A 14,780-nucleotide genomic window follows, 5' to 3' on the forward strand; every position below is an offset into this window, starting at 1 on the left:
AATATTTGTTAAGCTGAAGTCGCTCATCTTAGGAGTAGTTTCAGCAAGATGCACTGGTTATTATCTGGCCCTTTGAGTGTAGAACAATTAACGGTCAATATAGCAGATTTACCAGCATCATTAAAGGGTACGAAGCTGGTGCAAATATCAGATTTACATTATGATGGTCTACGACTGTCAGAAAGGATGTTAGAAAAAGCGATCGCTATTAGTAATGAAGCAGAACCAGATTTAGTTGTACTAACTGGCGACTATGTCACAGACGAACCGACTCCTATTCACCAGCTAGCGTTGCGACTCAAAAACTTACAAAGCCGCCTTGGAATTTATGCTGTACTCGGCAATCATGATTTACGCTATCGTGCTTATGATTCAAAAACAGAAGTAACAGAGGCGTTAACAAGTATTGGAATCAAAGTCCTTTGGAATGAAATTGCTTATCCTTTGGGAAAAGAACTACCTTTAGTAGGACTTGCTGAGTTTTGGTCACGGGAATTTGATCCTACATCCGTGATGAACCAATTAGATACCACAAAACCTTGTATAGTTTTGTCACATAATCCAGATACTGCCGAAATACTACAAAAATGGCGAGTAGATTTACAACTATCTGGTCATACTCATGGTGGTCAAATCATATTACCAGGTATTGGGCCAGTAGTAGTTTATTATAAAAAACTTATTTACAAAATACCCAGAAAGGTAAGGCAATGGGTACCATTTTTGCGAGGTAATCCAGCGAAAGTGATGCGACACTGGGAATGGGCACAAGGATTTCATACAGTGGGAAAAAATCAGTTATACGTCAACCGTGGCTTAGGAACTTATCCACCAGGACGCTTATTTTGCCCACCAGAAGTAACTGTTATTACTCTGGAAAATTAGCCAAAACTAAACTACCGCTAGCTACGACCGAGAAACGTCCTTAACTAGCGGTAGTTTATAAACATCCTTATAAATTGATACGAGTCGAAATTCAGATAAAAATAACTCAACTAAAAGTGGACAGAACTCGCAACTACACATTCTTAAGTCTAGAGCATCCTCAATCAATTCCAGCTAGGCAGGCATTCTTGGCTGTGCGTTCAAAAACCTCCAAAACAACTAAACGAACTTAAGGCGAAAACACATTCAAAGGATGCAAGGACTTTTGGATTGTTGCGATGAGACTAGAGCCGGAGGCACAAGCCCTAATCTAGAAGCTGTGGTTGAAGTTTTTAACTTATCTGTGCCTACTTTTTAAATTAGCATCACTTTTGTGAGCAAAAACCCTTATTTTACCAAATGTGACTCGCAGTAATTTTTCGCAATAATTGACTACAGATTTTTATTTTATCAATAGTCTTAACTTCAATTCATATCACGTCCGCTTAAACACTTATGCTATGAGTCGGGATCGGTAATGGGTAATTAAGATACTGATGATTTACACAAAGGCAAAATATAATATTTGTCATATCTTCAGCCTGTACAAAAGCTTTCCTGAGTTCTCAGTTGCAAATAATTTTCTAAATCTTTTGTACGTTGTTTAGTCAGTCGTTCCAAACATTGATTGCGAAAGATTTCATAACCTGTCCCACCCCGAGATTCATAGACTTCAAAATCACAGGTGTTGTCACGAAATACAATCCATGCTTGTTGTCCTTTAATAAGTTGTTGCTTTGGCTCTGTTTTAGTGATTGCAAGAACTTTTTGATAAACTTGATTTAGTTTTTTGTCTGCGGCGGCGTATGATAGTTGAGAACAGTATCTCAGTTCTGGTGTCGCTGTGGCTTTAGAGCAGTCAATTGCTGGTTTTTGCGCGATCGCTTCAGTTGGTGTAGCTAAGCTAGGGATGACTAGGACTGATAAAAATGCGATCGCACTCAAAATCAAGGCAATAAATAATCTCTTATACATACGCTTTTAATGAAAAAATAAAAAATAATTCTTTAATGCTTCCACTGGGAAATTTAATAATTAAGATGCTCGACCTAAATTCTTTTGAGTAATTTTATTGAATTAAAAGTCATAATAAATACTATAATATAGTACTTTTTCTACTAAACAGTATCTCCAAGCTGTATCATTTTTGTCAATATATAAATAACATAGCCTCTCTCCAACATATGGAGAGGGGCTATGGCTGAGGGAGTTTTAAGATAATTGGTTAAGGTTAGAGGATTCGGTATAAATCTTGAGATATAGCTGAGCGAAATTGCTTTAGCGCTCTATAACTATCTACTAAACCATGCCAGCACATTCCGGAAACTTTCCAAAAATTTTTGGACAGATTCTTCAATTGACGAAAGTAGCTTGTTGTCTGGATTTCACAGCCCTTCTTCCTAAAGCAATTGGCACACAAATATTCAAGAATTTTATGTAGTGCAAAGAAATGTAAATAATTTTTATTAGTGACATAAATCATTTGAAAATTAAAAACGCAAAGTAAAAAAAAGTTATTGAGATGTGAAAGTCAAAGAACAATAGAGAAACAGAACTTAATCTGAATTATTTTACTTTAAATAAATAAAAACAATAGTAAATCTCTTTTCTGTCATCAAATTGATCAAAGTAGGCATAATAAAGTCAAAATACATGTTTAAAACCACTCATCATCTAACAACACCTTCTGTAGAACGCTTGCTTAAGGTTTGGGTAAGACGTTACATACCTGAATTCTCTAATTTAACCATATCTCAAGAAATATTAATCGCTTCATTAATGGAAACTGCTTCACCAGAAGGTAGAATGCATACTGCTGCTAGATTAAAAAATAACTTGTTAGATATCAATAGCCAGATGGCGTGGCTACAAACAAAATCTCTGCACAATTATATTCCAAATCTTTTAGACTTTAACGAAGCGAAAAAAATAACGGAGTCTGCACTTGCTGTTTATAAGACTCTACTAGAGATTTACCAAAAGCAGTCATTATATACTGCTACATTAACAACAAAACTCTCACAAGTTACACTTGATATTGAAGATATTTTCTTTGCTGAATTCGGAACATTAGCGATTAAGGAATTAGCATATAAACTGGAACCTACATTAGTAGCATTTCAAGAACAACACATGGCATGTAAAGACTGGTGTACATTAGGCTTTATGACTACACAATTAAAATTTACTAATAAATTAATTTTGAATCAAATTACACCTATTGAAAAAATACTGCTTAGTCCCTACATCAATTTTATTGAAGAGCAAGTTGCAATTCCCTGGCAACGAGTATGTGCTGCTAGTGCCAAGCATGATATAGATTCGCCAGTCTTTACTCTTGTAGAGCAAATGCTACCTGCGGCTGAAGAAATTGCCAAAACTGTTTACTACAAACTAGTGGAATTATTTCCGAATCATTGTAGTCGTAGTGGTTTATTAAGCACTCCCACTGTTGCACACTCAAGCATTCGTGACTTGAATATGTTCCAAGCTTACCTTTGGTTATGTGTGTTAGAAGAAAGCCTCATACCAGTAGAACAGGAACTAGTAGATTTATGTGTAATGGTGATGGAAAAATTAGAGGTGAAATGGAAAGTCTTACAACAATGGAATCAAATATTAATAGATGAAATAATTAGTCGTGTAAAGCCAGAATATCAAAAGGTTTTGTTACCTTATACTCAAGGGATGATACAAGCTTTTGATAGATAAAGTTTGTAGAGATTTCTATTATTATACAAAACCAGTATATTGATGCGATCGCAAACCTAGAAAAAGCAGAATTTCTATAGCATGGCTATTTATAATTATTATTCTTCTTCATGCTCAGATTGCTCAGTATCTTCCAATGAATTGGTATCTAAAATTAGAGATTTACCCATCGCTTTTCAATTCGATTCAGCAAAGCTTTTTGTCTAGCTTGGAAGAAAGCTTCAAAATTATCTGTCCTTAAAGCAACTGGATCTATAATGTGCGATCGCAAAATTTCATCCATCCGTTCCTCAGATATACCAGCTTCTTTCTGAAGACGAGATAAATAGATACTGGGTGCATTACCACCAATAATTTTGTTAGTTCTAGATGATAAAGGAGTTTTGTTGACAACACTATCGTAAAGTTCGGGTTTAATGCCATTCTTGTCACACCAACTTCGAGGAAAAATATGATGAATATCAATAGGCTCTTCATGATATATTAAAGCGTCAATGTTATAACCTGTGCGGAAATCGCATCCTCTATCTCGCAATAGCAAAGCAGACAAACCTTTGTAAGCAGCACTGCGGCGCGTGTAAAGCCTTACTAGTCGATTGGGAGCAAAGTTAGCATCTTTGATTGTGTCAGGTTCAGAATCACTAGATTCAATCCATCTCAAAACTTGTGTCAAGTCTTTAGCCATCCGGCTTTCAATCGCACTACTGTAAAGTTCGCCAAAAACTCCACACCAATACCAACGCACTAACTTAGCACGTATTGGATCTGTTTCACTGCGATCGCCTAATACTGCAAAGTTAGCAGCAAGTACTGTCAGTTGTGGTTGGTAGGGTAAATCTCTGGCAGAAAATATTTTTTGTGTATAGAGTAATTTGGTAGCTTTTTCAAATCCTTGTGTAACTTTCTCACCCCAATCTTTGTATTCTTCTAGTTTCAGATTCAAAATATCTTTACGAGTACAACTAACAGTACCACTTGGATGTTGGTGAGTAGCAACTAAGGTTACTGCTTGCAAAAAATCAGTACTGTAAATATTCCCTAAATCTGCTAGTTTTTTCATTTGCTTTTCACGTTTTTCCCAATCTTCCCGTAGTTGAAACTTATCAGCAGCAAAAGTAGCTGTAAGTAACTCGAAGACTGTAAGAGAAACACCACCAGTATTAACCTTTTCAAAAACTTGACAAACAGCCTCTCTTGGTGTTTCTTTCCGCAGCAAAATGACTGGTACTAGATACTGCTCAAATGGTTTGATTATTTCCTGATTAAATTTATTGAAGAGCTTAATTTTATCCTTATCATAATCCCAAAAATCATTGTAGTTTGTCATCCAGTCAGAACAGTCAAAAATTTGTGCAACTGGAAATAGATCATTTTTGTACTCTGCTTCAGGTGTTGAGTAGTCTGCTAATACCTCATTACGAAAATTATTGCGAATAATTTTGTCTTCTGGCAAACTGATGACTGCCTGCTGACGTTCAACATTTGGAGCAAGAGCCTTATTAATATCAATGTAATATCAACGCTTAATTTGTTTACCTCGTGAATCTGTTGTTTTTACAGCCTTTCCTGAAAGCAAAGCTTGGAAAAGTGAAGTTAATCGCTGCTGTCCATCCAAGATCATTCTTTCTGGTTCTGTAGCCTTAAATCCCGTATATTTTGAGCAATACTTTCCAAAACACCAGGCAAATTAGTGTACACATGATCATTGGTAAATCTGATAAATCTAATTCCTACTGATTCAAGAAACACTTGTCTTTCCTTGTCGTATTCAGCAGCACCATTTTGAAAATGACTATCACCGTCAATTTCTATAGTTAACTTCAATTCACAACTGTAAAAATCTATAACGAACTCAGCCACACTATATTGCCTGCGAAACTTACAGTTTTCAATTTGTCTATCTTTTACTTTCTCCCAAAGATTTTTTTCAGCTTTTGTTATATTTTGGCGTAGCTGTCGCCGTTTTTCCTTTTCAGAGGATTTGTTATATAGTTTGGTCATTTTAAAATAACTAAGCTGATATTACATACCAGCCTAGTCACATAAATTTTACTTTAGCATCCGTAAAATTACCTCACCCCGCCCTACCGGGCACCCCTCTCCTTACTAAGGAGAGGGGTTGGGGGTGAGGTTCACTAAGGAGAGGGGTTGGGGGTGAGGTTAAGCACTAAAATACTTCGCTACCGGATGGTAACAAATAATCGCCGTCGTAGACTGCTCCGGATACAACTGCTCACTCTCATCCATATACAAATTTATTCGCTCAGCCCCCAACAACTCCAACTGCTTGTACTGATCCTGAATATTCGGACACGCTGGATAGCCAAAACTGTACCTTGACCCTCGATACCTCTGTGCCAAAACATCCCGAATATTATCCGGTTCCTCAGCAGCAAAACCCAACTCCCGACGAATTCGTGCATGAGTCCACTCAGCCAAAGCCTCCGCCATCTGCACCGTCAAACCGTGGAAATACAAATAATCAGTATACTGATGATCCGCAAATAACTTCTGTGCGTACTCCGTCGCCACTTCACCCACCGTCACCGCCTGCATAGGGAAAACATCAATCACCCCCGACTCCTTCGGTGCAAAGAAATCAGCAATACACAGCCTCCTCAACGACTTCTGCCGAGGAAACTCAAAAGTTGCTCTTACCTCTGCGTCCTCTGCGTCTTGGCGGTTCCAATCATAAACATACAAACTATTCCCCTCAGCCTGACAAGGAAAATACCCATAAATCACCTGTGGCTGCAACAAATTCTCTGCAACAATCCGCTGCTTCCACTCCTCCAAAATTGGATACACCTTCTCATCCAAAAAAGCCTGATATTCCTCCTTAGATTGCTCCTTCGGCTTGCGAAACTGCCACTGTCCTGCAATCAAAGCTTGCAAATCCAAATACCAGAAAACCTCTTCCAGAGGAATATCACTCGGCTGCAACAACTGAGTTCCCCAGAAAGGCGGCGTAGGACGTGCGATATCTACCGCCACCGCTTCTGAACGCCTCGTGTCAACTTCTGTTGGTGCAACAGGTGCTTTTGCTTCAGCTTCTTCTCTGACCACAGGTTCCTTATGTCCATTTTGGGGTGCTTGGGCAAACTCATCCAAGAATCCCTGCAAATCATCCCACTTACCAGAAACTTTGGCTGGCATTAATTTGTCCATAAAATGCAAGTCTGAAAATGCATCCTTGCCATACACCACCTTACCTTTGTAAGTATTCTGGCAATCCTCATAAACAAACTTGGGAGTCAGCGCCGCACCCCCCAAAATTACAGGAACAGTAATTCCCTTCTCGTTAAATACCTCCAAATTTTCTTTCATGAAGGCAGTAGACTTCACCAGCAACCCACTCATAGCAATACAATCAGCCTTGTGCTTCTCGTATGCCTCAATAATGCTTTCCACCGGCTGCTTAATCCCCAGGTTAATTACCCTGTAACCATTATTGGACAGAATGATATCTACCAGGTTTTTACCAATATCGTGAACATCACCCTTGACCGTGGCAATAATAAATGTACCTTTGGCATTATCGCCAGCTTCTGATTTTTCCATGAACGGTTCAAGATACGCTACCGCCGCTTTCATGGTTTCGGCTGACTGCAACACAAAAGGTAGTTGCATTTGTCCAGAACCGAACAACTCACCTACTACTTTCATCCCATCTAGCAAGAAGATGTTGATAATATCCAAAGCTGGATATTTCTTTAACGCTTCAGCAAGTGCTGTATCCAAACCAATGCGTTCACCATCAATGATGTGGCGCTTAAGACGTTCTTCAATCGGGAGACTTTCATCAACACCTTTGTCGCGTTTTGTCGTCACCCCTTCAAACATTTTGGTTAATTCTGCCAAAGGATCATAAACGCAGACATCACCCTCAAATTTGCGTTCATCGTAAATTAGCTGGCGACAGACTTGTTGATGCTTCTCCTCAATTTTTGCAAGTGGTAAAATTTTATTAGCACTAACAATTGCTGCATCCATACCCGCCGCCATAGCCTCGTGTAAAAACATCGAGTTCAGTACTATCCGGGCTGCGGGACTCAGACCAAAAGAAATATTAGACACACCCAAAACTACATGACAACCAGGCAATTCCTGGCGGATACGCTGGATGGCTTTAATGGTGGCTTTAGCATTTTCTCGGTCTTCTTCAATCCCCGTAGAAATTGGTAGGGCTAAAGTATCAAAAAATATTTCGTGTGATGGGATACCGTATTCCAATGCTTGACGATAGGCACGTTGAGCAATTTGGAATTTCTTGTCAGCAGTCCGTGCCATCCCCTCTTCATCAATAGTACCAATGACTACACCAGCACCGTACTTTTTCGCTAACTCCAACACTTTCAAGAAACGCGGTTCACCATCTTCGTAGTTGGTAGAGTTCAACAAACACTTTCCACCTGCTACTTTTAAACCCGCTTCCATCTTTTCCCATTCCGTGGAGTCGAGCATCAAGGGAAGTGTGACATTGTTGACAATCCGCGAAATCAATTCGTGCATATCCCGGACACCATCACGCCCCACATAATCAACGTTGATATCCAGAATGTGTGCGCCTTCTTTGACTTGCGCCCTCGCCATCGATACCAGTCCATCCCAATCTTCCGCATTCAGCAATTCGCGGCACTTTTTAGAACCACTGGCGTTGATCCGTTCACCGATAATTAAAAAAGAATTGTCTTGTTCATAAGGCTGAATACTGTAAATTGATGCTGCGGCTGCTTCCAGCTTGGGTTCTCTGACTTTCGGCTTTAGTTCTTTGGCAATTTCTGCTAATTGTTGAATGTGTTCTGGACGTGTCCCACAGCAACCCCCAATTACCTGGACACCCAAATCTTCAACAAAATGCATCAATGACATCCGCAACTCCATTGGTGTTAAGCGATAGTGTGCTTGTCCACCGACGTTTTCTGGTAAACCGGCGTTGGGAATACAAGAAACTACGAATGGTGAATGTTCCGCTAGATACTTAATATGTGGCTTCATCAGGTCTGGGCCAGTAGCACAGTTCAGACCGAGAATATCTATGGAATAAGGCTCCAAAATAGTCAGTACAGCGTTGATTTCCGTACCTACTAACATTGTTCCCATTGTTTCCATTGTCACAGAAACCATGAGAGGACGGCGATCGCGTTTTTTGGCAAAGACTTCTTCAATCCCATTCAAGGCTGCTTTGATTTGCAGCACATCCTGACAAGTCTCAATAATAAATAAATCGACACCACCATCCCACAACGCCTCTGCTTGTTGGGCAAAGGCATCTTTCATCGTGTCAAAATCAATGTGTCCCAGAGTTGGCAATTTGGTTGTCGGTCCCATTGAACCAGCCACAAATCGGGGTTTTTCAGGAGTAGAGAATTCTGCGGCGACACGCTTTGCCAATTCGGCGGCAGTTTTATTTAGATAATAAGCTTGATCAGCAAGATCGTATTCTGCCAATACTATAGATGTACCACCAAAAGTATCGGTTTCGATCACATCTGCACCCGCAGCCAGAAAATCGCGGTGAACCTTCGCCACAGCTTCAGGTTTGGTATGAACTAGGTACTCGTTGCAACCTTCATATTCAAGCCCACCGAAATCTTCAGCGACGAGATTTTGCCTTTGCAAATTAGTTCCCATCGCACCGTCGAAGACAATAACCGGGCGTTGGGGACTGTGCACACGTTCTAAAAAGGGATGAGTCATATTTGCCAAAAGAAATTTGGTTACTCTCAATAATTCAACTTAATTTATTATTTGCCAAAATTTCTACTGTTTCAGGATAAGGTTTTGCTTGAAGAAGGCAGAAGGCAGATGGCAAGGGCACAAAAGGTAAAATAGAAAAAAGACTCCGCGTTCCTCTGCGCTACCTTTGCGCCCCTTTGCGTTTAAATTTACGCAATCTTGTAGTTGGATTACGTGATCGCATTTTAAAGCTAGAATAATCAGGTCGTTAAAGATATCTAATTAGTTACTGCCTGCTTCCCAACAATATATATGAACGCTACACAAGAACTATTAAAAGAAAAATTACAGCAAGCTTTAGTTACAGCTTTTGGCGCGGAGTTCGCCGGAGTAGATCCGGTGTTAGTTGCAGCCAGCAATCCTAGATTTGGTGATTATCAGGCGAATGTAGCTTTATCTTTAGCAAAACGTTTAGGACAACAGCCACGAGCGATCGCTCAAGCTATAGTTGATAAATTGGCTGTATCCGATATTTGCAAACCACCGGAAGTTGCTGGGCCTGGTTTTATCAATCTCAAACTCACGACACAATACTTAGAAGCACAACTGGCGGCGATGCAAGCAGATTACAGATTGGGAGTCGCCGAAGCGAAAACGCCAAAGCGCGAGATTGTGGATTTTTCTAGTCCCAACATTGCCAAAGAAATGCACGTCGGACACCTGCGTTCTACCATTATCGGCGATAGCATTGCCCGAATTTTAGAGTTTCGGGGTCATGACGTGCTGCGGTTAAATCACGTTGGTGATTGGGGAACGCAGTTTGGGATGTTAATTACATATCTGCGGGAAGTTTACCCACAAGCCCTGACAACTGCTAATGCTTTAGATATTGGTGATTTAGTTACCTTTTATAAGCAAGCTAAAAAGCGGTTTGATGAAGATGAAGCTTTCCAAGAACAAGCACGCCTAGAAGTTGTCAGATTACAAGCAGGCGCAGAAGATACAATTCATGCTTGGAAATTGTTGTGTGAACAGTCAAGGGCAGAGTTTCAAGTTATTTACGACTTGTTAGATATTAAAGTGCAAGAACGGGGAGAGTCTTTCTACAATCCCTTACTAGCAAAAGTTGTAGAAGATTTAGAACAGGCTGGGTTACTAGTAGAAGATCAAGGGGCAAAATGCGTTTTTTTAGAAGGATTTACTAATAAAGAAGGTGAACCACTGCCTTTGATTGTGCAAAAATCTGATGGTGGTTACAACTACGCAACTACAGATTTAGCTGCCATTCGCTACCGGATTCAAAATGATCATGCTAAACGCATAATTTATGTTACAGATGCTGGACAAGCAAACCATTTTGCCCAAGTGTTTCAAGTAGCCCATAAGGCAGGGTGGGTTCCCGATGACGTGGAACTTGTTCACGTTCCCTTTGGTTTAGTGTTGGGTGAAGATGGTAAGAAATTCAAAACTCGTTCTGGGGATACAGTACGGTTACGGGATTTATTAGATGAAGCGATCGCTCGAGCGCGTGCAGACCTAGAAAGTAGATTAACGCAAGAGGGACGACAAGAAACAGAAGAGTTCAAAGCTAACGTTGCCAAAGTAGTTGGGATCAGTGCGGTGAAGTATGCAGATTTGAGTCAAAACCGCACCAGCAACTATGTCTTTAGCTATGACAAAATGCTCTCCCTCAAAGGTAACACCGCACCCTACATGCTTTATGCTTACGTCCGTACCCAAGGAATTAGCCGCGAAGGGAACGTTGATTTTGAAAAGTTAGGTACAGATGCCAAAATTCTGTTGCAGAAAGATACAGAATTAACTTTAGCAAAGCATTTGTTACAACTTGATGAAATTATTAGTGAGGTTGAGCAGGATTTATTGCCGAATCGGTTATGTGAATACTTGTATCAACTCAGTGATAAGTTTAACAAGTTTTACGAAAACTGTCCCGTTCTCAAATCTGAGGAACTAATCAGAACATCACGTTTAGCACTGTGTTATTTAACAGCTAGAACCTTGAAGTTGGGACTGTCTTTGTTAGGAATTCAGGTGTTGGAGCGGATGTAGTATATGAAGTGGAACTTTGCTGAAAAATGAAATTTTCTCTTCACATTTAGGTAAATTAAATTACGCAATTAAACTGGAAATACATAGACATTACCTTTAAATTTTAGTTAGGGGTAAAAATTAAATTCTCAATTTTTACCCTAATTTGGTTTGGGTAATTTTTTGATTCCCTAGCTTGCTTGAAACAGGGGAAATTGAACAGCTTACGTAAAGTCAAAGGTCTAGTTTTGACTTTTTACTTTTGACTTTTGCCTTGAAAAATTCTAGGAGTCTGTTATGCGTCATCCTTTTGATTTAGATCTCTCTGAGTTAGAAAAACTTGGTTTGTGCTTTGAAGAACTTAGCCATGATCAAAGCGAAAAAGTTACAGGTGGATATAACTACTTTCTTTCCCCTGAACTTGTTCCTCCGGGAGTTCAAAATATATTGACTACTTTAGCTCTCGGTGAAGAAGGTGGAGATGAGGGTAATCAAAATTCTGGTAGTACTACATCAAGAAAGGATTACACTTCCCCAGATGGACGCACTAAGAGTAGTGAAGTCATAACAAATTCTTGGCGTTCTAATTTAGTGACAAGCTAGGTAAAGATGCTACTGAAAATATTGTTATTTTGATGATAAAGGTAGAATGTAAAACTCAGGAGTAGCATTTTTTTATGCATAACTCCTGATTTTTATTTTATAAAGTTTTTAGGTTTCATCAAATAAAAAACCCCCTATTGGGGGTTGTGTCATCAGAGAGTGGAGTAAAAAGTAATACTCACAGTATATACAATAATCCGAATAAGATGATCCAAATCACGTCTACAAAGTGCCAATAAATTTCAGCAGCTTCAATGCCAAAGTGCTTTTCGCTACTGTAGTGACCCTTTTTGCGCGATCGCCACAGCACCGCTAAGATTGCTAAAACACCAATCGTTACGTGCAGTCCATGGAAACCAGTCAAAACGTAAAATGCACTGGCAAATAAATTAGTAGTCAGACCAAATTCCAGGTGGAAGTATTCATACATCTGTCCCGCCAAGAAAATGATCCCCATCACAGCAGTAATAGCAAACCACATTTGCATACCCCGCACATCATTCTTTTTGATGGCGGTATCAGCATTGTGAATCACAAAACTGCTGGCAATTAGGTTAATGGTGTTAACTCCAGGAAGTAATAACTCTAATTCTGGAGTACCTTCCGGCGGCCAAGCAGGTAATGTCGAACGGAAAGCTAAGTAGGCTCCGAACAAACCCATAAAAATCATCCCTTCGGCAATCAGAAACACAATTAGTCCAAAGAGACGATAGTCATGATGTTCTTCGTGGTGAGCAGCTTCTGCTGTGTGGTGATAATTTAGGGCTGTTTTTGCTGGGTCAATAGTTTGACTCATGAATCTATTGAAGTATGAAGGGTGAAGGATGAAGGATGAAGTATGAAGTATGTAGACGCGCTCATAGGCTTCTCGTAGAGTAGGGTGAAGGATGAAGGATGAAGGTTAAATAATTAGTATTTATCCTTCTGCCTTCTGCTTTGTGCCTTTTGCCTTCATCCTTTATTAGCGTTCGCCTTTTTCAGCAGCGATAGATGGATAGGGTTCGTCAGGATCGGCGCGTAAGACGGAATTAGGACCAGCAGATAAAGCTGGATCGGAACTAGATAAAGGCACACCTTCTTTAGCCCTTTCCAAACCGTAATCATAGGGGCCAGTAGCCAGTACGGGGGGTTTGTCAAAATTTTCAAATGCTGGTGGCGAAGTAGTCATCCACTCCAGAGTCAGAGCATTCCAAGGATTGTTGCCAGCTTTGGGCCCGTACATCCAACTCCAAATTACATTGACAATAAAAGGTAATGTGGAAACTGCCAGTATATAAGCACCGTAAGTACAAACTTCGTTGAGCAAAGCAAATTTAGGATCATACTGGGCAACACGGCGGTTCATCCCCATCATTCCCAGCTTGTGCATGGGTAAGAAGGTCATATTCAGACCAACAATAGTCAAGGCAAAATGAACTTTACCCCAAAATTCGTTTAACATCCGTCCCGTCATTTTTGGGAACCAATGGTAGAAAGCGGCATAGATACCCAAAACACTACCACCAAACAGGACGTAATGTAGGTGTGCGACTACGAAATAGGTGTCGTGGACGTGGATATCAAAAGGCACAGCTGCCAACATAACACCACTGATACCACCAATCACAAAAGTACCTACAAAGCCCATTGCAAAAAGCATGGCAGTGTTAAGGCGGAGTTTGCCACCCCACATAGTTCCTAGCCAACTGAAAATTTTAATACCCGTAGGTACGGCAATGATCATCGTCGTGATCATGAAAAACATCCGTAACCAACCGGGAATACCACTGGTGAACATGTGGTGCGCCCACACAATTAAACCCAGAAAGCTAATTGCCAAAGAAGAATAGGCGATCGCTTTATAACCAAAAATGGGTTTACGAGAGTGAACGGGGATCACTTCCGAAATCACCCCAAAGAAGGGCAAAATCATAATGTAAACCGCAGGGTGCGAGTAGAACCAGAACATGTGCTGGTAAACAACTGGATCACCACCGCCTGTAGGATTAAAAAATGTCGTGCCTACAAATAAATCAAAGGCAAGCAAAATTAGCCCTGCTGCTAGCACAGGTGTCGATAACAACACCAACGCTGAAGTTGCCAACATCGCCCAGCAGAACAGGGGCATTTGATGGAATCCCATGCCAGGGGTACGCATTTTCAGGAGGGTGACGAGGAAATTAATCGCCCCCAAAATTGAGGATGTACCCAACAGCAGGACACTCATAATCCAGATTCCCTCACCCACCTGACCTGTTACCAAACTCAAGGGAGGGTAAGAAGTCCAACCTGCATCTGGGGCATCGCCTACAGCTAAACTGGCAATTAGCATTAAACCGGCTGGGGGAATGATCCAAAAAGCCAAGGCATTGAGGCGAGGAAATGCCATATCTTTTGCCCCAATCATCAAGGGCATGACATAGTTAGCAAAACCCGCACCCGCAGGCACAATCCACAAGAAAATCATAATTGTGGCGTGCAGCGTAAACAAGCTGTTGTAGACTTCAGGGGTAACAAAATCTACTTCTGGGGTTCGTAGTTCGGTACGTACTAAATCAGCCATCACCCCACCAATACAGTAGAAAATGAAGGTGGTGACTAGGTATTGAATACCAATGACTTTGTGGTCAGTGTTAAAGGTAAAGTATTCCCACCATTTTCTGATCCCTGGTTCCTCAGCCTGAGCTGGGATATTAGCTGTTTGTTGTATTTGTGCTTGTGTCATAAAAATCTATTGTCATTTGTCCTTTGTCATTTGTCCTTTGTCATTTGTCATTTGTCCTTTGTCATTTTTCATTTGTTCTTTGTGAAGAAGCTAACGATTAATGACTAAT

10 protein-coding genes are annotated in these 14,780 nt (G+C 40.4%); 4 read left to right on the forward strand and 6 right to left on the reverse strand.

Going from position 1 to position 14,780, the window contains the following annotated elements; all coding sequences use genetic code 11:
- The first annotated feature begins 48 nt into the window (after positions 1-48).
- The gene (locus RS893_RS27210) at positions 49-885 is read left to right on the forward strand and encodes a metallophosphoesterase (protein ID WP_315788705.1); all 837 of its coding nucleotides are present in this window, start codon (positions 49-51) and stop codon (positions 883-885) included.
- A 576-nt stretch (positions 886-1,461) separates the two neighbouring features.
- On the opposite strand, the gene RS893_RS27215 is transcribed toward RS893_RS27210, so the two are convergent.
- A complete protein-coding gene (locus RS893_RS27215) occupies positions 1,462-1,899 on the reverse strand; it encodes a lysozyme inhibitor LprI family protein (protein ID WP_315788706.1) in 438 nt (145 codons plus the stop codon).
- A 678-nt stretch (positions 1,900-2,577) separates the two neighbouring features.
- Between RS893_RS27215 and RS893_RS27220 the strand changes: the two genes are divergently transcribed.
- The gene (locus RS893_RS27220) at positions 2,578-3,636 is read left to right on the forward strand and encodes a hypothetical protein (RefSeq protein WP_315788707.1); all 1,059 of its coding nucleotides are present in this window, start codon (positions 2,578-2,580) and stop codon (positions 3,634-3,636) included.
- A 154-nt stretch (positions 3,637-3,790) separates the two neighbouring features.
- On the opposite strand, the gene RS893_RS27225 is transcribed toward RS893_RS27220, so the two are convergent.
- From RS893_RS27225 to metH, 3 genes are all read right to left on the reverse strand, one after another.
- Entirely contained in the window at positions 3,791-5,089 is a 1,299-nt protein-coding gene (locus RS893_RS27225; RefSeq protein WP_315788708.1) for a GmrSD restriction endonuclease domain-containing protein, read from the reverse strand.
- A 164-nt stretch (positions 5,090-5,253) separates the two neighbouring features.
- Positions 5,254-5,637: an endonuclease domain-containing protein gene (locus RS893_RS27230; RefSeq protein WP_315788709.1), complete on the reverse strand. Its 384-nt coding sequence runs from the start codon at positions 5,635-5,637 to the stop codon at positions 5,254-5,256.
- Between the two features lie 159 nt (positions 5,638-5,796).
- A complete protein-coding gene (gene metH, locus RS893_RS27235; RefSeq protein ID WP_315788710.1) occupies positions 5,797-9,336 on the reverse strand; it encodes a methionine synthase in 3,540 nt (1,179 codons plus the stop codon).
- Between the two features lie 291 nt (positions 9,337-9,627).
- On the opposite strand from metH, the gene argS reads away from it, so the two are divergent.
- Positions 9,628-11,385 carry an arginine--tRNA ligase gene (argS, locus tag RS893_RS27240; RefSeq protein WP_315788711.1) on the forward strand — a complete coding sequence of 586 codons (1,758 nt, stop codon included), beginning with the start codon at positions 9,628-9,630 and terminating at the stop codon, positions 11,383-11,385.
- Positions 11,386-11,661: 276 nt separating this feature from the next.
- Positions 11,662-11,967: a hypothetical protein gene (locus RS893_RS27245; protein ID WP_315788712.1), complete on the forward strand. Its 306-nt coding sequence runs from the start codon at positions 11,662-11,664 to the stop codon at positions 11,965-11,967.
- A 178-nt stretch (positions 11,968-12,145) separates the two neighbouring features.
- On the opposite strand, the gene RS893_RS27250 is transcribed toward RS893_RS27245, so the two are convergent.
- Together RS893_RS27250 and ctaD are read right to left on the reverse strand one after the other, a co-directional pair.
- Positions 12,146-12,763 carry a cytochrome c oxidase subunit 3 gene (locus tag RS893_RS27250; RefSeq protein ID WP_102171111.1) on the reverse strand — a complete coding sequence of 206 codons (618 nt, stop codon included), beginning with the start codon at positions 12,761-12,763 and terminating at the stop codon, positions 12,146-12,148.
- A gap of 165 nt (positions 12,764-12,928) precedes the next feature.
- Entirely contained in the window at positions 12,929-14,671 is a 1,743-nt protein-coding gene (gene ctaD, locus RS893_RS27255) for a cytochrome c oxidase subunit I (protein WP_315788713.1), read from the reverse strand.
- Positions 14,672-14,780: the final 109 nt, after the last annotated feature.

The sequence above is a fragment of the Fischerella sp. JS2 genome (assembly GCF_032393985.1).
In the GTDB taxonomy this organism is placed as follows: Bacteria; Cyanobacteriota; Cyanobacteriia; order Cyanobacteriales; family Nostocaceae; genus Fischerella.

What these genes read in the sequence shown, in the direction of transcription:
- RS893_RS27210 (WP_315788705.1), top strand. Translation starts at nt 49, where the DNA reads ATGCACTGGTTATTATCTGGCCCTTTGAGTGTAGAACAATTAACGGTC.
- RS893_RS27215 (WP_315788706.1), bottom strand. Translation starts at nt 1,899, where the DNA reads ATGTATAAGAGATTATTTATTGCCTTGATTTTGAGTGCGATCGCATTT.
- RS893_RS27220 (WP_315788707.1), top strand. Translation starts at nt 2,578, where the DNA reads ATGTTTAAAACCACTCATCATCTAACAACACCTTCTGTAGAACGCTTG.
- RS893_RS27230 (WP_315788709.1), bottom strand. Translation starts at nt 5,637, where the DNA reads ATGACCAAACTATATAACAAATCCTCTGAAAAGGAAAAACGGCGACAG.
- metH (WP_315788710.1), bottom strand. Translation starts at nt 9,336, where the DNA reads ATGACTCATCCCTTTTTAGAACGTGTGCACAGTCCCCAACGCCCGGTT.
- argS (WP_315788711.1), top strand. Translation starts at nt 9,628, where the DNA reads ATGAACGCTACACAAGAACTATTAAAAGAAAAATTACAGCAAGCTTTA.
- RS893_RS27245 (WP_315788712.1), top strand. Translation starts at nt 11,662, where the DNA reads ATGCGTCATCCTTTTGATTTAGATCTCTCTGAGTTAGAAAAACTTGGT.
- RS893_RS27250 (WP_102171111.1), bottom strand. Translation starts at nt 12,763, where the DNA reads ATGAGTCAAACTATTGACCCAGCAAAAACAGCCCTAAATTATCACCAC.
- ctaD (WP_315788713.1), bottom strand. Translation starts at nt 14,671, where the DNA reads ATGACACAAGCACAAATACAACAAACAGCTAATATCCCAGCTCAGGCT.